Origin of the sequence: Brevundimonas sp. M20 (genome assembly GCF_006547065.1) — a bacterium.
Classification (GTDB): Bacteria; Pseudomonadota; Alphaproteobacteria; order Caulobacterales; family Caulobacteraceae; genus Brevundimonas.
In genome coordinates this window covers 2,584,345-2,607,599 of sequence record NZ_CP041243.1, presented here as the reverse complement: position 1 = coordinate 2,607,599, position 23,255 = coordinate 2,584,345, and the positions used below count along the sequence as shown (strand labels likewise).

The following is a 23,255-nucleotide window of genomic DNA, read 5'->3' as shown; positions in this document are numbered from 1 at the left end:
TGCGCTTCGCCCATGCTTCATCTGCTCATAGACGCCAGCGTTTGGCGCGACTTCGCTAAGGATCATCGACAACTTGCTCAAATGCGGACGTCGTCAAAGGCCGCTTTGAGGCAGTTCCGGCCTCGGGTCTGGATTTGGCCAATCCTCGCGTTGAGGGGGGCGTTGCAAGCTGCGCTTTTGGGCGGCCAGCGCTGGCTCCTAGTTGGGCCAGCATGCGCGAATGCGGCGAAGAGCTACTGTCCTATAATATGTAGCATACTATATATCTACTTGGCTGGTCGGTTTCGGTTCGGATGAGTTCTGTTTCTGAACTTGGACTCCTGCGTTCATTGATGACATCATGCCTGTTGCGTCTGGCGAATCCTCGCCGCGCTTCAGGCTGAGAAAATGCCTGCGATTGTCGCTTGGAAGAGGAGGTCGCCTTGCGTCCGCCCTGATTGATCAATCATGCCCGTGGCTTAGCCCGGAAACAACTCGAGCCCAGAGCGGATGCCCTAGGCCCGGTTGGGGACTGATCGTCCTGTCGTTTCGACCCGACTTGAAGATCATCCTTCCAATCGGTTGCCTGGTCAAGCGCGTTTCTTAAGAAACGGGCATCGATGGCGCTCGACTTGATCGCATCCCACAAAACATCAGGAGTTTCAGATGGAGCCCATCCATCCTCACTCTGTCGCGCATCAGCGGCAGAGTTCGACAGCGCTCGACCATGCCATCGAGAGCTACGCCCACGAGAGTGTCTGTGCGCTTTCATGGGAGGGCCTGTCAGCGACAGCGACCCTCGTTGCAACCAAGGACGGCTCGCCGATACGGTCCATCATCACCGGTCGGCGGCGTGTCACCACAGGATCGTATGCAAGCCGCAAAGCCGGCCGCGGTCTGCCCTACGAGAGCATGGGGGAGCGCGCCCTCTTTATGCAGAGCGAAGTCGACACGGATGTCGTGGATTACCGCGCGCAACCATTCCGCTTTGAGTTCGTCGTAGGTGGCCAGAAGCGGGTCTACATTGTCGATTGCGTGCGCCTGCTGAGCGACGGTTCGATCGAGATTGTCGAGGTCAAGCATGATGCGCATGGCCTCCGCGATCCAGACTATGCGGCCAAACTGCAGGCCGTAAAGCTGATCTGCGAGCGGGTCGGCTGGCGTTTCCGCGTAGTGCTTCAGAAGGCGCTACGAGCGTCACAGGCCTTCGACGACATCATTGATATCCAGTCTTGGCGGTTCACGAAATTTAGCAAGGGCGACGTGTACTGGGTCGCCTCAACGCTGGGCAGCGATGCGTTGGCTCTTGGCGAGCTGGCGGGTGTCTTGGGCACCCTAATTCCATCTTCTGGCGCTCAAGGGCGGGCGCTAGCTGCAGCCAAGCTGAAGGCCATGGTCGTCAAACGCATCGTCCGTTTCGATCTCTCCAAACCTCTTTCGTCTCAAACGAAGGTCGCGCTGGTCGCCGACCAAGCGGAGCTTCTGCAATGATCAACATTCAACTGACCAAGGGCGATGTTTGGGAAATCGCCGGTGAGCGGCACATCTTCGAGCGGGAAATGGGAAGCGGTTTCCTGTCCTTCATGTCGGAGCGCACTTCAGCCCCCTATCAAGTCGAGCTCGACACGGGTGAACACGTCACACCGACCTGGACCTGGTTCCGGGAGGAGTTCGCCGCTGGACGGATTCGTCGCCTTTCTCCGATGCCCAGCCGATCGGCGCAACGGCAGGCGATGGAACGTGAGGACGACTACGACGCGATCATGGCTCGAGATCCGGAAGCGCTCGTCAGGCAGATTGTTCTGGACTCACTGGATAGAAAAAACGGCTTCTCCAAAAGCGATGAAGCGATCCGTCGTGAGCTCGCCGCCATATGGGAAGCGAAGCCCAGGTACCTCGCAGGGAAGAAGCCTCCTAGCCCGTCAACGGTACGCTCTTGGCTGAAGGCCCGCGGGCAGACGGGGGAAAGGCCGCTTCGTGCCATGATGTCCATGAGCGGGCGTTGCCAGCGTTCGAAGCGGCTAGCTCCCTCTGTCCGTCGGCGGATGGCAGAGGAGGCGACTGCCTACTGGAGCGACCACAAACGATCGATGAGGCAGAGCTTCGATGAACTGAAAGTCTATCTGGATGGCTTGAACCGGTACCTGCTGTCACGCGGCGGAGTGGGCTTTCAGGTTCCGGTGTTCGAGACATTCCGGCGCCTCGTCAACTCACTGGAGTGCTACGACACGGTCGCCACAAAGTGGGGTGTAGCGGAAGCCAGAAAGCGCTTCAAAGCTGTTGGCCAAGGCTTGGTCGCTAGGCGACCGCTCTTGCTGGGAGCCATGGACCACACGGAACTCGACGTGCATCTGGTCATGGATGCCAATGGGTTGCGCTACATCGGGTGCGCATGGCTCACCGTGCTGATCGACGTCCACTCAAGATGCATCGTTGGCTGGGTGCTTAGCTGGGAACCTCCATCGATCTACTCAGTCTCAGAGTGCATCAAGCGAGCAAATCGGCCGAAGCTCTGGATGGCCGAGCTTCACGAGAATGCGCCGGACTTGGTCGATATCCACGGCAAGTTCGATGAGATCATCGTCGATAACGGGATGGAGCTTGCCGGGTGCGGATTCCAGTCGAGCATGACCGATGTTGGAACGAGCGTCCGATGGGCCCCGATAGCCTCGCCTCAGCATAAGGCTATCGTCGAACGATTTTTCGCGATGCTGAATGAGCTGCTCTGCAAGCGGCTTCCGGGTGGCCGTTTCCCGATCGACAAGCTCAGAGCTTGGGGCCTGAACCCGCAGGCTGACGCGGTGATGACCTTGGACGAACTGACCGAGCTGCTCGACTTCACCATCGGGGTCTACCATCAGAGCCTGCACAGCACTCTGGGTGAAGCTCCGATCAAGGCTTGGAACCGCGGGGTCCGTGAAGCCGGCGGCATTCAGGTCATCGGCGATGACAGTCAGCTCGACAAAATGATCGGAAAGGAAACTGAGCGGGTGCTGGATCGCGCCGGCATCGAGATCTTCAACCACACCTACCACGATGAGGCGATCACCCAGGCCTTGCTCGAAGACCTCGCCCCCGGTCAGCCGAAACGCGGCCGCAGAAAGGGATCGGCCACCTGTCTGGTGAAGGTGAAGTACAATCCCGCCAACATCGGGTCCATCCACGTCTGGAATCCCAAAAGGGGCGTTTTCCAAACGCTGCCCTGCACCGCCCCTGAAGTCGAAGGCGTAAGCGAGTGGCAGGCCGGCGTTGTCGGGCGCTGGGTGCGGGAAGAACAGGACATCACGAAAGCCCACGAGCGCGAGTTGCGATGTGCCCTCTACGAGAAGATCAGGGGGCTGACGTCGGCGGCAACCCACAAACGGATCAAGCGAAATGAGGCTCGGCTTCTCAACTCGCCTAAGGTTCACGAGGTGATATCGGAGCATCTGAGGATCGAGTACGCCGAAACGCGTCATGATGGGATGGCTCCGATCATCCCTACTGTGCCGCTGGCCCCCGAACGTTCCGACGATCACGTCAAACCGACGCGACCGCCAAGAGGGCGGCGAAAGACTGCCGCCAAGGCTGCTGCGTCCCCTCAGCTCTCGTCCGAACCTGCGGTGCAATGGATGCGCGCCGACAGCCAGCAGGGTGATTGGGAGGGGCTCCAATGAGCACTTTCCGAAACCCGCTCGATCTGAACGAGGCAATCGCCGAGAAGCTGGCCCGCTTCAAGCGTGCGTTCATACCCTATCCTCCCCACGTGCACTTCCATGAACGCTTGGACTACCTCCAGCGCTTGGGACGACGGTGCAGGGGAGAGCCCCAGATGGGGCTCCGTGTTCTCGCTCCCACCGGCTCGGGCAAAAGCACGGCTGCGTTGGCTTACATCGCGTTCGTCGAAAGTCAGCGCCCTAGAACCGAGACCTTCATACCCGTCATCAAAATCGAGCTTGAGAGGAACTCGACCTCCAAAAAACTGATGACGTCCATTCTGAATGCGCTAGGCGATCCCTACTCACATCACGGCAATGAACTCACCCTCAAGCTGCGCGTGCTGGAGTATTTCAAGCGCTTCGGTGTCGAGCTCCTGATCGTCGATGAGGTTCAGCACCTCAACTACCGTGACAGTCCCAAGAACGACGTCACGGACGCCCTGAAGGTGCTGCTGGACAGTGGAGTGGTCCCGATTGCATTTTTGGGGACACCGAAGGCCAAGGTGCTGTTTGAGCGCAATCTTCAGCTTAACGGTCGTCTGCTCCCACCTTGCGACCTGCCGCCCTTGAATAGCAAGCGAGCTGGTGATCGTGATTTGTTCGCCCGTTTCGTGGACCGGCTGGATCACGTCATCGTCGACCAGGAGATTCTGCCGAACTTATCGAATTTCGAAAGCGCGGGCCTTCTCCCGGCGTTGTTCGAAGTATCTGACGGCGTTGTTGGCAGGGTTTCCCGGCTCCTGCAGGTCGCACTGGAAGCGGCGCTTCGGCGCGATGCGCAGTGTCTCGAACGTTCGGACATCTCGTGGGCTATCGATCACTGGGCAGTGCCCCAGTCCTTCGTCAAAGCCAATCCATTGATTGGGGCGACACATGGCTGAGGGATCGATCATGTTGCCTGCGGCGACGGGATCGGTGACGGGGGGGAGGCTTCTCTTCCCCGTCATGCCCGCGCCAGGGGAGACCTTGCCTGGGTATCTTCTTCGGAACGTAGAGCCCAACTTCCTGTCCAACATCCGTCCCTTGCTCAGCGTCGCGGGCGTTGATGTCGCTCTCGCCGGAAACTGTATCGATAAGCTGAGCCGAGTGGCCGGGCGCCTATACGACAGCTTCGGCGTTCCGGAGGACGCTTGGAACGGGTTGTGGGGCGTCGAAAGTGAGCGGGGCGGTCGCCGTCGGCTAGGCGGAGTCTGGCTTACTCCGGATCAGGTCGAGAGTGGTCGGCGCCGCGTACCGCCAAGCCATGTCCCGGGCGCGCCGGACAAGGCCATCTGGATGGTGCGCGACTTGGGGTTCTGCCCGGCCAGCTGGGAGATGTTGATCGACCGCTGCCCTCGCCCGACCTGCAATTTGCTGACCTGGATGAGCGCGACCTCCCTGCACGTTTGCGGTCACTGCAGGACGCCGGTGTCTGAGCAAAAGCGGCTCACAGTGCCGAGAGCGTTTCGGCCGGCGCTCAGCTGGTTAGTGGGCCTGTTCGGCGATGATGCTGAGCAGGAGCGGTCGATGAAGGCTTTGCCGCCGATGTTCGGCGCTGAAACGCCGACCGACGCCTATGAGCTCGTGCTGGGTATCGCTCGTCCGCTTCGCGTAGCTCGCGATCTCTCGATACATGGACGGGTAAATCTGGAGCTTCCCGACGTCGCGAGGGCCTGTCGTTACCTCCTGGATCATCCTCGGTCGCACTGGGATTTGCATCAGCAGACCGATGGCGTCATTTCGGCTTTTCGCGCGCGGATGGAAACGCAGCTTCGGCTTTCACAGCGCCCCGCAGTCAGGTCCGACTTGATCCGCGTCCTGCAGTACGGTTGGCCTGGGAAGAGCAAGGTCGATCCGGTGTGGGAAACCGAATGGGTAAGCGTGACGGAGGCGGCGGCTATACTTCGCCTGGAGCGGCGCAAGGTTAGGTCACTCATCGATGCGGGCCTGCTTCATGAAGATAGCAAGCTAGGCGGCGAGTACCGGTTGCACAGTTCGCTCCGCAGGGTGAGCGTGGATAGGCTCCGAGGCGAGCTGATGGCGCAAATGTCGCTGAGGGAGTTTCAGGCCCTCACGGGCCTGAGCCGATCTGCCGTCGAACAACTTCTCGGGCTCGGCCTACTTGCCGAAACGACCAGTGCGGCGGCGAAGCTGGTTTATCAGGGGCTTCATATCGAACGGGAAAGTGCTGAGGCGCTTTTGGAGGGCCTAGCGGTCGCGTCCGAAGTTGATCCTTGTGAAGGGAGCGTGCCGATCTGGGAGGTCATGCGCGGGGTCGGAGGGCGACCGAAGCCTTGGGCACGCCTATTGCGGGCTGCCCTCGATGGCGAACTGCCGGGCGGACTGCGAGGTGTGCCTGGCAGCAAGATCACCGATCTGACCCTTCATCCTGTAACGGCGCGGCACTTGGTCATGGGCGGGGTCGATGCCGGTCATCCGTTCGAGTTTCAGGCTGGCGATCTGGGGCAGTGGGAGCGGCTCGACATGGCCTCGTCCGAAGTCGAGGAGTACCTGAACTGCACGGCCCAAGACGTGTGCTGGCTTCGACAGCGGAAATATCTCCAGTCGCTGAGCGCCAAGGGCGAGGTCGCACAATACGCCAGGCATGAGGTCGAGGCTGTGGGGCGAAGGATGATCACGACGCGAGAGATCGCCGCTCGTATCGGAAAGCCGCCCGCTAAGCTCTGGCCGGAACTACAGGCCTTCAGTGTCGGAGGGAGCTTGGGGCAAGGCTTCTACGAACGAGCTCTCATCGAGCCTTGGATGGCGCCGGCATGAATAACGAACGCAAACGCCGGGTACGACAGCGTCAAATCCTTCACTGGGCTCAGGGCGGTCGTTGTGCGGGGTGCGGTAAGCCCATGGGACTGAAGCGAGGTCTGCCGAGGGATCGACCCGATTATCCCACCTACGACCACATCGTGCCCAAGTACCGTGGCGGTGGGCACGGGCTGATAAACGGCCTGCTGAAGCACTTCGCCTGCAATATGCGACGGGGATCAGACCCGCCGACAGGGTGCGATAGGATCTGGCATGCCGTGGTGCTGGAGCGTCTCCACTCTCAGGCCGCCACCAAACGGTGGCGGCTGGAAATGGATAGACCGAAGACGTTCGTGATCGGGCGTAGGGAGGAAGGCTGAGGAGGACGCTTTGCGCCTAAGCGGCATTCCTAGAAGTCGATTGCACCTCTGACTCAGAGCGGACTTTACTTGCATCCGCTGCAAGGCCTGTTGGGGGGTAGGTCAAAGCGCCTGATGACAATGACAGACTTTCCCTCTCAATCCTCATCGTCTTCCTCGTCGGCTCTGCCAGGCCCAATATCGTGACGCCCTCTGGGCGTGTCGCGGTAGAGGACGAGCCTCTCTCGTGCCTGTTCGTCTAGCGTGTCTCCCTCAAGCAAGTCGGCGACACGAGCCTCTAAACGCGCTGTATCCAAGATATCCGCTAAAGGTTGGAGATTGACCCGCAGCGTTCGACGCTGGACTCGATCCCCCATCCCATCCCAACCCGCACCAAATGACCAAGATTCGGAGGGAAGGTCGGCTGCCAAGGCGATGACGAAAGCATCGGAGCCAAGCTGCTCATCCGTCCACGTGCGTATTTCCGCGGCGTCATTGCCGTTCAATCTCCACCAAGCAAACAGGATCGAGATCAGCTTGGGGCTGGTTGAGAAGGCAGCCGTCTCCGCCGCCGTTCGAAGTTTACGAAGAGCGATATCTCGCAGCTCTCTCGCCACCGCCTCGCTGACACGAGGATTGTCGCTGACTCGCCGGCCCTCCCGCGGGGTGTGCTCAGCCAGACAGCTCTCAGCGAAATCCAAGGCCCAGTCTAGCGACGCATTCTCCATCGCCGCCCGGTAGATTTCCTCGCGAGCGGGTTGGTCAAATCTGTCTTGCACCAGCCTATTGAGCAGCCAGTAGATGCGAAGTTGGTTGTTTCCCATACCGGCAAACCCTCGTTGCCGGTCGGCATCGACATCAAGGGTGTCCGCGATCTCAAATAGGGTCGCTACGAATGGGGCAACGTCACCTTCAGCGATGTCCTGAGCGGCATAGCGCAGTTCATTAAGGATGAGCGCTGCCTGCGTACCGCCACCACGCTGCTCTTCGGCTGTCGCGCGAACCAGCTCATTCCGGATGAAGTCACCGTCAGCAGCATGCTCAACGATTCCCTGAATCGTTTGCGCGGATGCAACGTCATCAGAGACCGCGAACGAAACGTAGCTGCGGAAATGTTCCAGGGATGCAATCTGACGGTCGCGACGCCACTCATCACCGGCGTGCCAAGTGTTGCTCCAGACGGCATCGAGGCGGGGAAACAGACGGCGAAGGGCGATACGGAGGCGACGGCGGTCACGTTCCGGCCGATCCGCCAAGCCGAGCAGTTCATCATACTCGTGCCCGATGTCGCCTTGGCGGCCTCCGTCGTTCTGCTGGCGAACACCGCAAAGCCGATCAGGATTTGCACGAATTCGCGCGTAGATTTCCGGCTCTGCAAGCTCGAGCGCACTGATTGCCAGGAAGTCCGCCCTATCGACATTGCCCTCGACGGCAGGCCAGCCTGTCGCAATGTGATTGACCAGTCGCACCACATCGCGTGGCGTCCGGATAATTGGCGCGATGACATCGTGGAAGACGTTCCAGAAACGCACTACTTGCCGCTCAGGGACATCGCCCATCACTTTCACAGCCGACTCGACGACCAGTTGGTTGAGCGTCATCTGCACAGGCGGTGGCAGCGGGAAAAAGCGCTGAATGATCTTTTCCAGATAGCTGGGGCCTTCGGAGGGGAACCGCTCGGCAACGATCCGCTCCGCAATCTGACGATCAAACGCCAAGAGATAGATCACGTTCGGTAGCCGTCCGACGGATTTGACTAAGCGAAAGATAGTGAGCGCGTCGTCGGGGCTGAGCCTGTCGATATCATCGATAACGACGACGAAACGCTTGCTTTGCTCTCTCAAGGCCTTGGCTATCTGGCGATGCTCCTCGTCGATCGTGCGTTCCTGTTTTGAGGCTCGCCCAATGAGCGCAGCTCCCTTTGAAAACAGATCGCCGATCCCTGGTGAGCCCAAGCTGGCGATAGCGCCAGCAAATGCACCGACAGCGGACACGCCTTGACCAAGCGCGGCCAAGGAGTTGCGCAGCTTGGATGGAAGTGACGGGCCGATGGCGGCGCTTAGCTCTTGGAAGAACGATAGCGTCAGCGCATCGGAGCCGGGAAACCACCACGGGTTAAACGGCACAATCACAAGCGAGCCGTCGTCAACCGAACGTTGGAGGTGATGCCTGACTAGATTGACGGCGCTGCTTTTGCCTGCCCCCCAAGGGCCGCTGATCGCAACAACGACTCCCTCCGGGGCGCTCATCGTCGTCAGGCTTTGTGCAACAGCCCGAGCGAACGGATCCAAGCCAAAGCGATCCTCACTCGGGGAGCCTATTGGGCTGTCGTTAGAAACGCTCATCATCACTTCCCATCGAAAGATCGATCCCAATCCGGCATACAACTTATGGTGAAGCTCGCAACCGCCATCTGCGCGGGCTGAGCGTCCTGAGGATAAGCTGCGAGTTCTTCTTTCGGACGCCCTGCTAAGGGCTAGGGTAGGCTCATGGCATTCATAGATGACGCTATCCAAGACGCGGTATCGGACGTGCAGCACGAGCTATTGCGTGCCTTATTGGAGCGCAAACTAACCGAGGCAGGCATCGCGATGCCTCCTGAGACAATCGATGCCTACGCCAAGCATCTCTTGTCTGGAAAAGACGGTGGCTTCGTCTGGGACAGTGGGGACGATGAATGGGAATCCAAGCTCGATCTCACCGACGAGGATGAAGCTGAATTGGATGCCGAGATCGACCAAATCCTTGGCAAGGTTCCCGAGATTTTCAATGCGGGGATCGAGGACTTCAGCCGCAGCGTGTTCAACGATCTTCGGTCGAAGTGGCCCCATGAAAATGCCCGCCAGAAAGCCGAGACTGACGGGTTTAAGGAGCGGCTTGAGGAACGTTGGGGCGAAGGTCTGGACTATCTCCGGATGCTGCTCACCTGCTGTCGGGAAATGGGCAGGGAGGCGATGGCCAGGCACAACAAGTCGCGATCACGACGGCACCATTTCCGTCGTTGGGTGATGGTGAGACTGCACACCCGTGGATGCCAGATCGCCGACGAAATCATCTGCCTGCTGGAGAACGGCTTTGCGGAGGGTGCGATGGCAAGGTGGCGAACGTTACATGAGCTGTCGGTCGTCGCGCTGATGATTTCTGAGGGCGATGAGGAACTGTCAGAGCGGTACATTCTGCACGACGCCATCGAGGTGAAGCGACAGGCGGATGAGTACGACACGTTCCAAGTGCCTGCGGGCTTCAAGCCGATTGCGAAGCGTGAGCGGGCAAAAATCGATCGTCGCTACGATGACGCCATAGCCAGATTTGGGCCCACCTTCGCCTACCCGTATGGCTGGGCCGCCAAGAAGCTCCGGCTGAAAAAGCCCACGTTCAAGGATCTCCAGGAAGCGGTAGATCAGAGCGCCTTCAGCGGGTTCTACAAGCTGGCATCGTTCAATGTGCACGCAACCGCTCGGAGCCTATTTTTCAATCTAAGCTCGATTGGGGAACGGGAAGTCCTCTTGTCTGGCCGAAGCAATGCAGGGTTGACCGAGCCCGGCGAGCGTACCGCCCAAACCCTTCTGTTGCTAACCAGCCAGTACATCGGGGATGTCAGCAAGAATCTTGACCGTCTCGCTGAGGTCAAAACACTCCTGCTCATGCGCGACCGAGTTGGACCGGCTTTGGCCGAGGCGGCGAAGAAGCTCGGCGACGATGAGCGCGGATACCAAAACGAACGCCTCGCAAAGGCTGCGTCTGCCGCGTTGCGTCGAATGCGCCGTCAACGTTCTGGAGACGTGTCGACCAATTCAGTAGATGGAAGCGAGCCAACGTAAGTTTCAAGCTTTGCTAGCACCTCATCGAAAGGATCTGGGAGCTGCATCCGAGGATCTTGATGTGAAGCTCGGCTTTATTCAGTCCGTCATCCGAAGCTCGCGCAATGAAGCTGGTCACGCCCTCGGCGCTTCGCCTGATCGGGCGCAAACCTACGTACTGTTACAGCTTCTCGCACCTTTCGCGCGGAAGCTCGAACAGATTGCCGGCGCGATGTCCTAGTCGGAGTCGGAAGGCGGCTCAGGCTGGCCGACCGAATGTCAGGTGCTCGACACCCTGCCAACGTCAGCTGCTGGCGCGTTTCAGCCCTGGCCGCTAGCCGGAGAGAGCGATCCGCGCGCTCGATCTCCGGCCCTCGGCTTCGGCGGACCAGATGTCGGCCAGCCTGGCGGGCTCCGAACGGGATCGCCGTCATCCCCGCCACCGTCCTTGATCCGCCCCACACGACGGCTTCTCCGACGGTCCCGGCGCTTATCGGGTCCCGGTCCCCGAACGCACGTCGTCAGGCCGCTTGAGCTGTCTGGTCGAGCGAAGCCGCAGCCACGACAGACCTGAAAGTTTGCAGCATCTCGGGGTGAGCATCCGTCAGATAGGCCTCGATGGCAGGCCGGCCAAGGATGCGCTCCAGAAAGCCTGCGGCGATGACCAGCACGAGGGTGTCGTCGCCAAAGGATGTCTCCAGCTCGCGGTAATCGTGGGAAACTGCGGCTAGCTCTCGTTCGAGCTTCTCGATCTGCTCGCCATTCAGACCGGCTTTCACCTTGGACTCCGGCTTCACCAGATCAGCGGGCTTTGTGGTCATGAGCAGCGCCCGGGCATAGCTGGCGCTGTAGTTGTTCGCGGACACCATCAGCTCCGCGACCTCCAACTGCCGGATCGGCTTCATCTGGCGTAGCTTCTGGAAGGCATGGATGCCGACCGGCTTGTCTTTCAGGAGTTCAGCGACGTCGTCGTTGATGCCATTGAGCAGGTGACGCCTACGCCGGATCGCGGCGATGTCCGCGTTGAGAGCCTTGGCCAGCTTGTCCTCGGACACTCCGCGCTCGATGGCGCGGACGATCATGTAGTGCTCCTGGATCGTGGCCAGCCGATTGACCCGCTTGTTGTAGGTGAAGCCTTCGTCGTCTGAAGACACCAGACAGCGTGCATTCTCTACGCCCTGCTCCTTCAGGATGCTTAGCCGCACATGGCCGTCCAGGAGCGGATAGGCGTCGCCCACCTTCATCGGCCCGATCACCAACGGTTCGACTAGGCCGACCTCAGCCAACGAGGCAGCGATGCGCTTGTACTTGGCGGACTCGATCACAGCCGCCGAAAGCATTTTCGAAGGCAAAATTTGATCCAGCGCGAGAAGCCGGATCGTCGGTTCGAAGGCGACCTTTACCCGGTCCATTTCAGGTCTCCGGCCCTATGCGTGCGGCCAGCGCCGTCGGCAGGTTGTGAATGCCCTCAGCCTTCATCAGTAGGGTGAAGCGATCATCGGCCAGAAGGTGCCGGAAGGCGTTTACGACGAACCGGAGGCGCGACTGGGTTATGGAGGCGCGCCTGACGAATGACCTTTGGCGTTCCGTCTCGCGCTGGAGAGACCGTATGAGATTGTCCGGCGTGGCAGGCCTTTGCACACGGCCCGCCCAATGCCGGGCGTGGTGGATGCCTTTACCGCTGCTGTTCCGCTGCTCAATAATCTTGCGGATCGCCAGCACCTGATTGCCGGGGATCGACTTCTCCTCGTAGGCCTGAGCGAGCGCCTGCTGAACATCGCCGTCCTTCGCCCGAGCGATCTCCATGGCGATGGTGTGGGGGATAACGCCGCGTTCGACTGCCGAGATGAGCTTCTCTTCGCCGTTCTCGAGCAGGTAGCAGATGGCGCTGACGTACTCGTGGCTGAAGTCGACCTTCGCCGCGACCTCGGGGATCGTATAGCCCCGCTCACGAAGCGCGCCGATCGCGCGCACGAGTTCAAGGGGCGTGTGCTGCCGACGAGCCAGGTTCTCAACGAGGCTCATGACGAAACATTCGTCCTCAGACGCGTCGATCACGACAGCCGGTATGTTCTCCTGCCCCAAGGCGATGAACGCCTCCAGGCGTCCTTGCCCGCAGGCCAGATCATAACGGGCGCGTCCGGGCCGTTGGCTGACCGTGATGGGCTTCTTCAAACCCAGCCGCTCGATGCTGGTGACCAGCTCCTGGAACACCCGCTTGTTCCGGGCTCGAGGGTTAAGGACGGTGATCGAGTTTACCGGGATCATTCTGATTTCAGGAACGTCGGTCATGCTGCGGCGAGCTCCGTGCGTCGGGCGAGGTCGTAGAACGCGTCGAGGGTGCCGAACCGGAAGGTGTCGAGTAGGACGCCGTTTTCAGGAGCCAGGCGGAGGCTGGGGTCTACGCCATACTCGAGCCACGGCAGGAGATAGTAGTCCCGGATGTCGGCGTTTCCGGGCTGCATGCGCACTGCGATCGTGATGTCCGGACGCAAGCCCTGGTCGAGCCGGATCTTCCACCTCAGTCCGCCCGCTGGCGTTTCTTGACAGCGAGCGATCACGATCGACGCGGTGAACTCGTCGTTGATGGTGACGAGCCCGTCCTCTTCCGACACCACGACATCGTCGATGTCGCTGAAGCCTGCCAGAACGGCTGCCATGATGTCCGGGTGCATCGCCCGGATCGCCCGGTTCGCCTCGATGTAGCGGTAGTCCCGATCGGGGGAGTAACCGATCAACTGGTAGGCTTGCAGCAGGCTGCCGAACCGATGCCGGTAGACCGAGCTCGAAGGCATGTCCTCGAACTCGTCGATGATCACTCCGGACAGCGCGCCTTTGCTCTGGAGGACTTGGGCCAGTTTGGCGAGCAGCTCATCGTCGGTGAAGCGAGCGGACCTCGCCCGAATGATCCGCTGGGCGGCTTCGAAGAAGTCGGCCTCGACGATCCCGGGAAAGGCGCCGTTCCTGCGAACCCACATATCCGGGGTGTTGGTCACCCGCTTGGTCTTCAGTTTGAATGATGAGCGGTTGAAGACGTTATTGCCGATGTACTTCTCGTTGGTGAGCACCTGATGGACCGTCGCCCGCGTCCACGGCTGCCCGCGATCAGTCACCAAGCCTTCGGCATTCAGCTGCGCCGCAATCTCGGTCTCCGATCGCTGCTGGAGCACGAAGAGGCGATAGAGGCGCCGGACTACTTCTACCTCTTCGGGAGGGCCCGGTGTCAGGACGACGCGGTCTGTCTGGAAACTCTTGTGCTCCCCGCGAGAGAGGATTGCCTTCGGCACGCCGTGCTCGTCCACCAACTGGCGACGCAGGCCATACCCGGCAGGTCCGCCTTGACGGTATCCGAGGGTGATCAGGCGGCACTGGCCAGCGAAGACCTTGGCGGAAAGCTCACGGCTGTACTCGCCAGCCATCGCGCGCTTCATGCTCTTGATGACGGTCGCGCTCAGGCTCCCGTCGTTTTCGAACTGCTCCGCGCAGTAGTGGACCGCAATGCCGGCCTCGCGGCGGATGAACTCGTAGTAGGCGCTCTCGTCCGAGTCCTGGAAGCGGCCCCAGCGGCTGATATCGTAGACGAGGATGGCCTCGAAGTCGGCCGCTCCATCCTTCACGTCCGCGATCAGCTTTTGAAGTCCCGCCCTGCCATCCAACCGCAGGCCGCTTTTGCCGGCGTCCTCGTAGGTCCTGACAATCTCGAAGCCGCGGCGGGCGGCATAGGCGGCGATCGCTTCGGCCTGGTTCTCGGTCGAGTATTTCTGGTGCTCGGTTGACATGCGCACGTACTGCGCAGCGCGCATGACACGCTTCTTTTCGCCGTCGTGCTGAACGCGTCCTCGTTCCATATGTCACGCCAACTATCCGCACAGTCATGATGCGGTCAGGCAACCCGCGTAAGTAGGGCGTCGGTGAAAGTCTTTTCCGAAGTTGGCCTGAAAACTTCGGTCCAAAACCGGAAAATAGTTTCCGGCGCGTGAGGTGTATGATGGACGCCTTCCCCAAGCTCATCGCCGACGCCCTGCATCACGAATGGGGTTCGACGTTATCGTCGCGCAAGATCGTGAGCCGCATCACCAACGCCAACGAGCGGGCGGTGAAGAACTGGTTCGAGGCTCGAAACGGACCAAGTGGCGAGAACCTGTTGAGCTAATGCGACACTCGGATGCTGTGCTCGACGCCATGCTTTCAGCGGCAGGACGTCAGACGCATCTTCGAACGCTCAAACTGGATGCGGTAGAAAGGCAAATCCGGGAACTCCTCACGCTCATTGAGCAGGAGCGCGAGGTGCCGGAGTTGCACTGAACAGGCGGGAAGCCGACGCTCCCCGCCTGCAGTGAGCCGGTCTTAAGTGGTTTCACGCCAGAACGAGCCGCTCTTAAGTGGTCGGCCCAACTGGTCAGATTTAACAAATCCAGCAGGCGCGGGATTTGTCTGAGCCGGTCTTAAGTGGTCCGGATACGCTAGCAGATGTGCGGTTCGCTTGCTAAGCTTCCTTACTTAGTAAAGCTGAAGGCAAAAATAACCGCGAAGCATAAGAATATGATGGTCGAAATTCGAGACCAAATCATGTACTTGTGCGCATTTCCGTATTTTATGAGGTCTCCATTGTAGAGTGCGACCCTTAGGAATACTTCTGCGCCATTAGTTGACATCAGGCGGTGTGATTTCGGTGCTCCCGATTTCACTAGCTCAGAATCCACCATCGCTATGAAAATCAAAGTCGCGATGCCAGAACCAAATAATCCAAATCCTGTAATTAAAATCATCTTCAACCGCCTGACAAAGTTGTTCTGCAGCCCATTTGCTTGGTCACGCTTCCGCCCCAGTGCCCGCCATATCTAAAGCCTATGGTGGCACCCGCAGAGCCTGATGGTGAGCCAGAGCCGCCTTGCGCCCATTGATACTCTCCTCCAACAAAGAATGCGGACCCGCCAAGTACGATACCGTTTCCGACAGGCTCTGTTGTCTGATAAAAAAATTGAACTCCCGCTGAAAGCTCGACCCCCGTCAGACCTTGGAACGTCCAGGTGGTGAATGACTCAGTTCTTACGTTATTTTCGACTCTGTACCAATCGATGACGTTGGCGGCAAAACCTCCGATGCCAACTACGCTTAAACCAGCTCCTACTCCATAATATCCGTCTGGATATTGTTCATATCGTCCTATGCCGTGATCCCGTTTTGAGCCTCTGCACTCTTCATGTTCCGGTCCACTGCCAGATGTGCCTCCACCCGAACCTACATAAAAGGTCGAAACCTCTCCAATTTTGAACTCCCATGATTGAGGTGGGCTGGTGATAACCGAAGTACAAGTATGAAGCAGTTCGTTCCAACGTGTCAGGATGGGGCAACGTGCAGTGACTTCAGTGCCTGGTAAAGTGGTGACCTCCTGCAAACCGGACGGGTCCACCCAATTGATAGGATCGGCTCCTACGTATCCGTAAAGGTTCGTCCCTGCCGAATACCCAACCGGATCCGTCTGCAGGAAACGGCCAACCTGCGGCAGGTAGGCTCGCGCCCGGTAGTGGTAAGCGCCCGTCTCCGGCAACCATTGCTGGCCGGTGTACTGGAAGCGACCAGTGTTGCTCGAACCGGGGACGCCGTACTCGTCGTAGGTATTGATGTTCGATACCGCGCCGGTCGAGCCGGACAGGGCGATCACCGAGCCGCGCTCATCGGCCAGTTGCCAGTTGCGGGTCGAGGTTCCCGAACCGTCATAGGCGACCGCCACATCGTCAAGGCCGAGGCCGGGGATGTAGCGTTTGAGCATTCCGCCCGTGGCCGGATTGTATTCGGCCACCAGCTGATCGCCGACATACTGACGGCGGATCGAGGCGCCGCCGACGGTCGAGGTCGCCAGACGGTTCATCGGGTCGAAGGTGAAGCTGGTCGCGCCCGCGCCCGCATTGGCCGAGGTCAGGCGGTTCAGGTCGTCATAGCCGTAGGCATTCCCCAGAGCGCCGGTGACATTGCCCCGGCTGTCGTGGGTGACCGCGACGCTGTTGATGCTGTCCAGCTGGTTCAGCCCGTCCACCGCATAGGTGGTCGAGCCGGTCGGCGAGGCGCTGTAGACATAGGCCTCATTCGACACCGTGCGGCCGATGATCTGGCCAGCGGGGTTGTAGCTGAAGCCCAGAGCCACATCGTTGGTCGTGCCCGTGGCGTCATGGGACAGGCCGCTGAGCCGACCCCAGGCGTCATAGGAGCGGGTGGTTGAGGCGCCCGCCCCACCGGCGCGGCTGGTGCTGACCGGCTGGCCCAGGTTGTTCCAGCCATAGGCCGCGACCTGGGTGGCGCTGCCGCCTGCCGGTTGCTGCGAGATGGCCGTGACGCCGCCGTACAGATCGTAGGTGTAGTTGGCGCCGAAATCGTCGGGCCACTCGATCCGGGTCAGGTTGCCCGCGGCGTCATACTGGTATTCCATGGCGCCGATGACGCTGGAGGCCTCGCTGACCGGACGGGACAGGGCGTCCCAGCCGGTGACCACGGTGATCGTGCCGTTGCCGGTCACGGTCATCCGGCCCAGGTTGTCATAGGCCGAGCTGATGTCCGGCGTGCTGCCGGGCGCGTTGATGGCGATGGTCCGGTTCAGGTTGTCATAGCCGAAGTAAGTGGTGTCTCCTGAGCGGTTGCGGACGCCCGAGATTCGTCCGTAGGCGTCGTAGGTGATCTGCTCATAGTCAGTGGTAGAGGTCCCGCCGCCGGTGGCGTTGGGATAGCGCAGCCGCAGCGGACGGTTATAGCCGTCGTACTCCATGGCCGAGACGTTTCCCTCGCCGTCGGTCAGGGTGCTGGCCTGACCATTCACGCCGTAGGTCACGCTTTCGGTGACGGGGTTCGAAGCTCCATAGGCCGAGGTGCTCGAGACCGGGCGGTTCGCGATGTCATAGGTCGTCTGCACGATACGATCAGGACCGAACTCTCCCTCGGTCGCCGCGGTGCAGGCCGAGGCCGGCAGGGCTGCGAAGGTCGCGGGGTTCATGCGCGTCGCCACGCATGAGACCCGGCCCGAGTCGTCATAGGTCACCTGCTGGACGCCTGAGGCGATGCCCGCGCCCGACAACTGTCGGGCTTCCACCGGACGGCCGAAGTCGTCGTAGGTGGTGCTGGACTGGAGCAGGGGTGCGAAGGCGGCCCAGTTCGGATCGCTGTAGCCGGCGGTCGTGCCGGCCTCGGTCAGGGTGGGCTGGCCGCGATCATTGTAGGTGACCCGTTGCGCCCGGTGCAGGGCCGGTCCGGCGCCGTCCGGATCGGGGCCGACCATGCCGACAACCCGTCGCGAGGTGTCGTAGCGATACTGCGTCGTATCGGCGGCGCCGCTGAGCGGGCCGTCGACGGTGGCGACATCGCCGTCCGGGGTCCAGCCATAGGCCGTCACCGACATGGCCGGATCAACACCCGAACCCCGGCTGACGGAGGCGACGTTCAGATTGTTCGCCACGCCCGTGGTGACGCCGTAGTTCAGGGTGGTCAGCACCTCGTTCGCCGTGGCGTCACAACTGGCGCCGGTGACGCAGGCCGAGACCTCGACCGGCAGGGTGATCGCGGTCGGGGCCGCGACGATGACGCCGGAGCTGTTCTTGAACTGCGCCGTCTGCGCCGCATAGGCGTAGCGGGTCTGGGGCCGCGCCGCGCCGGTGGACGGCGCCGGCAGGGTCACGCTGGTGATCCCGCCGTGGGTGCTGTCCCACGCATAGTCGGTGACCCGGCCCGCCGCATCGGTGGTCGAGGTCGGCAGGTTGCAGGTCACGGGGTTGGCGCAGGACGCCGGATAGACCGCGCTGGTGACGATGTCGGCTTCGGTCCCGCCGGTCTTGGGCGACAGGGTGGCCTGGGTGATGTTGCCGCGATCATCGTACTCATACTCGGCGGTCTCACCTTCCGGGCCGGTGGCCGTTTCGACGCGATAGCCGTCGTCATAGGTCCAGCTCCAGGTCCGGCTTGTCGCCGGGCTGGCCGAGGTGCTTTCGGTCGCCGAGGTGACCAGACCGATCGACGGGTCGGAGACGACGAACAACTTCTGCCCCGATGGGCCTTCAATAGTTGTCTCCAGTCGAACCGCGGTGCGGTCAAAGAACGTGTAGTCCCAGGTTCCGGACGCATCGGTGATGCTGCGGACCTCGCCGGACCATTGATGAAGGACCGAGACGACGGGCACGGGGTTGGAGCCGACGAGCAACTCCCGGATGCCGCCATCTTCAGTCCCTCTGGTCCTGTAACGGGTCTCGATGCCGGACTGGTCAGTGAAGATAAGGTCCTGGATGGTCGGTCCAGGATTTTCGGCCGAGAAGGTGACGCTGGGCCAGGTCCGGGTCAGGCCGGTGCAGGTGAAGGCGGCCTTGTCACAGAAATCGACCGCGAGGTTCAGGCCCATCACCTTCTGAACGGACAGCCATTCACCCGCGCTTTCAGGGGTCAGGGTGTCAGTTTTGTACTCGTAGTGGATCTGATAGCCCGCATTGTTCTGGTAGGATTGCAGGCGGCCGACCCTTGTTTCGATCCCTTCTTCCGGATCGAAGTAGGAGTCCACGACATAGGTGAAGTCAGTCTTCAGGCCGTTCGGTTCTTCCCTGCTGCTGGCGAAGTATTCGAAGGGACCTGGCGGAATCGCGACGAAGCCGAGTGTCTCAAAGCGCCAGACCGTCCCACCCCGTTGATAGAGATAGACGTTGGTTGTGCCGACCCGGGTCAACGTGGAGCCAAGCTTCTCGCGAGGAGCCCATCCAGTGACGGTGGTGTCGAAAATCTCGGTCACGCCGTCCGCGGTCACCGTCGCCTGCGTGCCGGAGTTATTCATCCCGCTGATCGCGGAGTCCCACCACTGATTTCCCAGCAGCACCCACCCATAGGAAAGGCCTGTCGTTCCACCCACAGACAGGTTGGCGCCGGTCGGGGTCCATTCCTTCCGGATCAGATCGACACCTCTGGCGTCGAGGGTGTAGCGCTCGGGCGGCAAAGTCTGGGCTTCGGCGACCCCGGCTGTGGCCAAGGCGAGCGCCGATGTGGCTGCGAGCAGCCATGTTTTGTGTCTGGTTTTCATGTGTGTCGCGCCTCTCAGTGGCAGCAGGTGTTGGATTGCCAGACGACCGACCCGCCGCTGTTCTTCAGCACCAGGTTTCCATTGTCTTGCAGGGTGAGGGTGGCGTCGGGGCCGGCGGCGGGCGTGGCCCACAGGACGTTCTGCGGGACGTCGAACAGGGCCGCCGCGCCCGAGGTCTGGAGCCGGAAGTACATGGACTGGCCGTTGGCCGTTCCGGCGGACCACAGGACCGTCGCACCGAAGCGCAGAACCACCTGACCCGACGGTTCGACCTTCAGCGTGAAGCGGCCGTCCTGGGACGTTAGTTGACGACCGACGACCAGCGTTTCGCCACTGGCCAGCCGCCAGGAGACCGAGGGCGAGGGTGGGGCGACGTTGCTGCGCGCTGTTCGGTTGTTGGCATCGTCCAGCGTATAGCTGGCGAATGCGCCCGACGACGGACGCGCGGTGGTCGCCGCGGTCAGCCGCCCGTGGGCGTCATAGCGGTATGTCTGGGCCGTCTGGGCCTCTGCTGATCCCGCGAGCAGGAGCGCGCCCAGCCCGACGAGAATGGGGATTGGTGTTTTCAAAATTCCCTCCGTGGATATGCCTGTCGATCTGCATCGACAGGAAAACAATCCTACAGGACGGGTGCGTCAAATTTGGTCGTATGGTAGGAAAATATTCTGATCCTCAATCGCGACGGGTGGAGCGCGATATCTTTCCGAGGGGGGAATGATGCGGGCCCGGGCATGGCGATGCTCGCATCTGCACCGGATTTGCACGCCGTGTCGGCCGACGCTTCTTGAGGCCTCCCGGAAGGCTGGACCTTGACGCCTGAGAAGATCCCTCACCCCGTTGACCTCTGCTCCCGGAGTCTGAACATGGCGATCATGCAGCGCACCGTTCTGGTGGTCGATGACGACCCCCACATCCGCGATCTTCTGACCTTCGCCCTGCGCAAGGCAGGATTGGCCACGCGTGAGGCGGGGGACGGGGAGGCGGCCCTGACCGATCTGGAAGCGCATCCGTCCGATCTGGTCGTGCTGGACATCAACATGCCGCGCATGGACGGGATCGAGACCTGTCGCCGGATGCGGGCGAAGGGCGATACGCCCGTGCTGTTCCTCTCATCCCGGGATGACGAGTTCGACCGTATTCTGGGCATCGAACTGGGCGCCGACGACTATGTGACCAAGCCCTTCAGCCCGCGTGAGGTGGTGGCGCGCGTCGCGGCGATCCTGCGGCGGACGGCGCGGACGCCCGCGCCCCTGCCCTCGGGCGCGGTGGTCCACGGCAAGCTGTCGCTCGACGCCGAGGGTTGGCGCGCCGCCTGGGCGGGCGCGGAGGTGCCGCTGACGGTGACCGAGTTCGCCATCGTGCGGGTGCTGGCCGCCCAGCCGCGCATGGTCTTCACCCGTGACGCCATCATCGACCGGGTGCACGGCCCCGGCTTCGCCATGACCGACCGGACCATCGACAGCCATGTCCGCAATCTGCGCGGCAAGTTCGCGGCGGTCGGCGGCGGCGATGTGATCGAGACCCGGGCCGGGCTGGGGTACCAGTTGGGGCCCTGCGTCGGCGCGGCGGCGTGAGCGGCGAACCGGGCCGTTTCCGCCTGTTCGTGCGGCGGCACTGGCCCGCCCTGCGACTGAGAACGATCCTGCTGGCGGTGCTGCTGTTCGCGGCCCTGTTGCCGGGGTTCGCGGGCATCTTCCTGCGGGTCTATGAGAACACGCTTGTGCGTCAGACCGAGGCGGAGCTCGTCGCCCAGACGGCAGTCCTTTCGGCGACGGCGGAGGCTCTGTGGCCCGGGTCCCGGCTGACCACGCCGACCGAGGCCCAGCGACGGGCGCCCGACTGGTATCGACCGGAGGGCGCGACCATCGACCTGGGCTCCACCCCGGTTCTGCCACCCCGCCCCCGAGCGAGCCCGGCCAGTCCGCCACGAACCGATGCGGTCGCCGTCGGCGAACGGCTGGACCCGATCATGGAAGAAACCAGCCGAACGACCCTGGCCTCGATCATCCTGCTGGACCGCGACGGGACGGCGGTGCGCGGTTTTGGTCAGGGCGGAAGCTGGAAGGCGATCCCGGAGGTTCGATCCGCTCTGGCGGGGCGTCCGGCGACCGTGCTCAGGCGCAACGCCGGCTACCAGCCGCGCTATTCGATGGAGTGGCTCAGCCGGGCCTCGGCCCTGCGCATCCACCACGCCCGCCCCGTGGTGGTGAACGGGCAGGTGGAGGGAGTGATCCTTGTCTCCCGCTCACCACGCGCCCTGTTCCGGGGCATCTATCAGGACCGCATCAAGATCGCCCTGGGCATTGTGGGGGTGCTGGGTTTCATCGCCTTCCTGGCGGTGCTGGTCTCGCGCGGCATCGCCAAGCCCATCGAGCGGCTCAGCCGGGTCACGCGCGAGGTCGCCGCCGGGGGCGGGGAGGTCCCGCCGCCGCCCGCCACCGCGGCCATCGAAATCCGCACCCTGTACGAGGATTTCGGCTTTATGGCCGAGGCCATCGAGCGCCGCTCCCGCTATCTGCGCGACTTCGCCGCCGCGGTGAGCCACGAGTTCAAGACGCCGCTGGCCGGGATCAACGGCGCGGTCGAACTGCTGCAGGACCATGAGGACATGTCGCCTGAGGAGCGACGTCGGTTCCTCGACAACATCGCCGGCGACGGACGCAGGTTGTCGGCGCTCGTCACGCGCTTGATGGACCTCGCGCGGGCGGACATGGCGCGGCCCGAGGCGGGGTTGTCGGTGGCGCTCAAACCGCCGCTGCTGAAGGCCGTTGACGCCGCCTCGCCGGAGCTGAAGGTCGAACTGGATCTGCCCGACGATCTGCCGCCCGTCGCCGCGCCCGAGGCGACGCTGGAAGTGGTCGTGGCGACGATGCTCGAGAACAGCCGTCAGGCCGGGGCGACGTCAGTGCGGATCGCGGCGCGAGTCGCCGGGGAGACGGTGATCCTGTCGATCACGGACGACGGACCGGGGGTGACGCCGGCGGATCGTCAGCGCATCTTCGAGCCCTTCTTCACCACCCGCCGCAGCGAGGGCGGAGCCGGGCTGGGCTTGTCCATCGCCCGCGCCCTTCTGGCCGCCAATCAGGCGACGCTGGACCTCGTGCCCTCGGAGGGTGGCGCTGTGTTCGAGATCGGATTACCGGCGGCTGGACGCTGAAGCGGTTACTTCCAGCGAGATCCTTCGCCGTGCCCGCCGATGCTCTCCCATTCGGGCGGAGCGGCCTTGTGGATGAACTGCTCGGACACCAGCCAACCCTTCAGCGGGCGCAGGACGGCGAGACAGCCGAGTGTCAGCAGGGGCATGGTGACCGCGAAATGCACCCAGACCGGCGGGTGGACGGTGAACTCGAACCACATGAACAGGGCCATGCCGATCACGCCGACAACGCTCATCCCGAAGAAGGCCGGGCCGTCCGCCGGGTCGGCGAAGCTGTAGTCCAGGCCGCATTTCGGGCAGTTGTCGCGAATCTTGAGGAAGCCGCGCAGCAGCGGGCCTTCGCCGCAACGGGGGCAGCGGCAACGCAGGCCGGTTTTCAGGGTGCTGAGACGCGGATACTCGGGGTCGCTCATGGCGGGTCCAATGCTCTTGCTGGCTGACGATGTCGGCCTCTGCGGTCGGTAGCGCAACCGGGGCTGT

General features: G+C 61.9%; 15 protein-coding genes. 8 read left to right on the top strand and 7 right to left on the bottom strand.

Features of this window, described 5'->3' with window-relative positions; all coding sequences use genetic code 11:
* Positions 1–645: 645 nt before the first annotated feature.
* From FKQ52_RS12865 to FKQ52_RS12850, 4 genes are read left to right on the top strand one after another with little or no spacing between them, the layout of a single operon-like run.
* Positions 646–1,470, top strand: coding sequence for a TnsA endonuclease N-terminal domain-containing protein (locus tag FKQ52_RS12865; RefSeq protein ID WP_141627549.1), 825 nt, complete (start codon positions 646–648; stop codon positions 1,468–1,470).
* Positions 1,467–3,635 carry a DDE-type integrase/transposase/recombinase gene (locus FKQ52_RS12860; RefSeq protein WP_141627548.1) on the top strand — a complete coding sequence of 723 codons (2,169 nt, stop codon included), beginning with the start codon at positions 1,467–1,469 and terminating at the stop codon, positions 3,633–3,635. The genes FKQ52_RS12865 and FKQ52_RS12860 overlap by 4 nt, the downstream gene beginning before the upstream one ends.
* Positions 3,632–4,558: an ATP-binding protein gene (locus FKQ52_RS12855; RefSeq protein ID WP_141627547.1), complete on the top strand. Its 927-nt coding sequence runs from the start codon at positions 3,632–3,634 to the stop codon at positions 4,556–4,558. The genes FKQ52_RS12860 and FKQ52_RS12855 overlap by 4 nt, the downstream gene beginning before the upstream one ends.
* Positions 4,551–6,434: a helix-turn-helix domain-containing protein gene (locus tag FKQ52_RS12850; protein ID WP_141627546.1), complete on the top strand. Its 1,884-nt coding sequence runs from the start codon at positions 4,551–4,553 to the stop codon at positions 6,432–6,434. The genes FKQ52_RS12855 and FKQ52_RS12850 overlap by 8 nt, the downstream gene beginning before the upstream one ends.
* 499 nt (positions 6,435–6,933) lie before the next feature.
* Here FKQ52_RS12850 and FKQ52_RS12845 read toward each other — a convergent pair whose 3' ends face one another.
* A complete protein-coding gene (locus FKQ52_RS12845) occupies positions 6,934–9,066 on the bottom strand; it encodes a P-loop NTPase fold protein (protein WP_168196856.1) in 2,133 nt (710 codons plus the stop codon).
* 198 nt (positions 9,067–9,264) lie between these two features.
* Here FKQ52_RS12845 and FKQ52_RS12840 point away from each other — a divergent pair, with 198 nt between their 5' ends.
* Positions 9,265–10,596 carry a DUF5677 domain-containing protein gene (locus FKQ52_RS12840; protein WP_141627544.1) on the top strand — a complete coding sequence of 444 codons (1,332 nt, stop codon included), beginning with the start codon at positions 9,265–9,267 and terminating at the stop codon, positions 10,594–10,596.
* A gap of 500 nt (positions 10,597–11,096) precedes the next feature.
* Here FKQ52_RS12840 and FKQ52_RS12835 read toward each other — a convergent pair whose 3' ends face one another.
* From FKQ52_RS12835 to FKQ52_RS12825, 3 genes are read right to left on the bottom strand one after another with little or no spacing between them, the layout of a single operon-like run.
* Entirely contained in the window at positions 11,097–11,987 is an 891-nt protein-coding gene (locus FKQ52_RS12835; protein WP_141627543.1) for a plasmid partitioning protein RepB C-terminal domain-containing protein, read from the bottom strand.
* Between the two features lies 1 nt (position 11,988).
* Positions 11,989–12,867 (bottom strand): plasmid partitioning protein RepB C-terminal domain-containing protein, encoded by an 879-nt coding sequence (locus tag FKQ52_RS12830; protein ID WP_141627542.1) that lies wholly within the window; start codon positions 12,865–12,867, stop codon positions 11,989–11,991.
* On the bottom strand, positions 12,864–14,378 hold the full coding sequence (locus tag FKQ52_RS12825; RefSeq protein WP_141627541.1) for a recombinase family protein: 1,515 nt from the start codon (positions 14,376–14,378) through the stop codon (positions 12,864–12,866). Before FKQ52_RS12825 ends, FKQ52_RS12830 begins: the two co-directional genes overlap by 4 nt.
* Before the next feature lie 185 nt (positions 14,379–14,563).
* Here FKQ52_RS12825 and FKQ52_RS16480 point away from each other — a divergent pair, with 185 nt between their 5' ends.
* Positions 14,564–14,728, top strand: coding sequence for a hypothetical protein (locus tag FKQ52_RS16480; protein WP_168196855.1), 165 nt, complete (start codon positions 14,564–14,566; stop codon positions 14,726–14,728).
* 618 nt (positions 14,729–15,346) lie between these two features.
* Here FKQ52_RS16480 and FKQ52_RS12820 read toward each other — a convergent pair.
* The gene (locus FKQ52_RS12820) at positions 15,347–19,567 is read right to left on the bottom strand and encodes an RHS repeat-associated core domain-containing protein (protein ID WP_141627540.1); all 4,221 of its coding nucleotides are present in this window, start codon (positions 19,565–19,567) and stop codon (positions 15,347–15,349) included.
* Positions 19,568–19,632: 65 nt separating this feature from the next.
* The gene (locus FKQ52_RS12815) at positions 19,633–20,187 is read right to left on the bottom strand and encodes a hypothetical protein (protein WP_168196854.1); all 555 of its coding nucleotides are present in this window, start codon (positions 20,185–20,187) and stop codon (positions 19,633–19,635) included.
* A gap of 294 nt (positions 20,188–20,481) precedes the next feature.
* Here FKQ52_RS12815 and FKQ52_RS12810 point away from each other — a divergent pair, with 294 nt between their 5' ends.
* Together FKQ52_RS12810 and FKQ52_RS12805 are read left to right on the top strand one after the other, a co-directional pair.
* Entirely contained in the window at positions 20,482–21,192 is a 711-nt protein-coding gene (locus tag FKQ52_RS12810) for a response regulator (protein WP_141627538.1), read from the top strand.
* Complete coding sequence (locus FKQ52_RS12805; protein WP_141627537.1) at positions 21,189–22,775, top strand: HAMP domain-containing sensor histidine kinase; 1,587 nt, start codon at positions 21,189–21,191, stop codon at positions 22,773–22,775. The genes FKQ52_RS12810 and FKQ52_RS12805 overlap by 4 nt, the downstream gene beginning before the upstream one ends.
* A gap of 5 nt (positions 22,776–22,780) precedes the next feature.
* Here FKQ52_RS12805 and FKQ52_RS12800 read toward each other — a convergent pair whose 3' ends face one another.
* The gene (locus FKQ52_RS12800; RefSeq protein WP_141627536.1) at positions 22,781–23,188 is read right to left on the bottom strand and encodes a DUF983 domain-containing protein; all 408 of its coding nucleotides are present in this window, start codon (positions 23,186–23,188) and stop codon (positions 22,781–22,783) included.
* Positions 23,189–23,255: the final 67 nt, after the last annotated feature.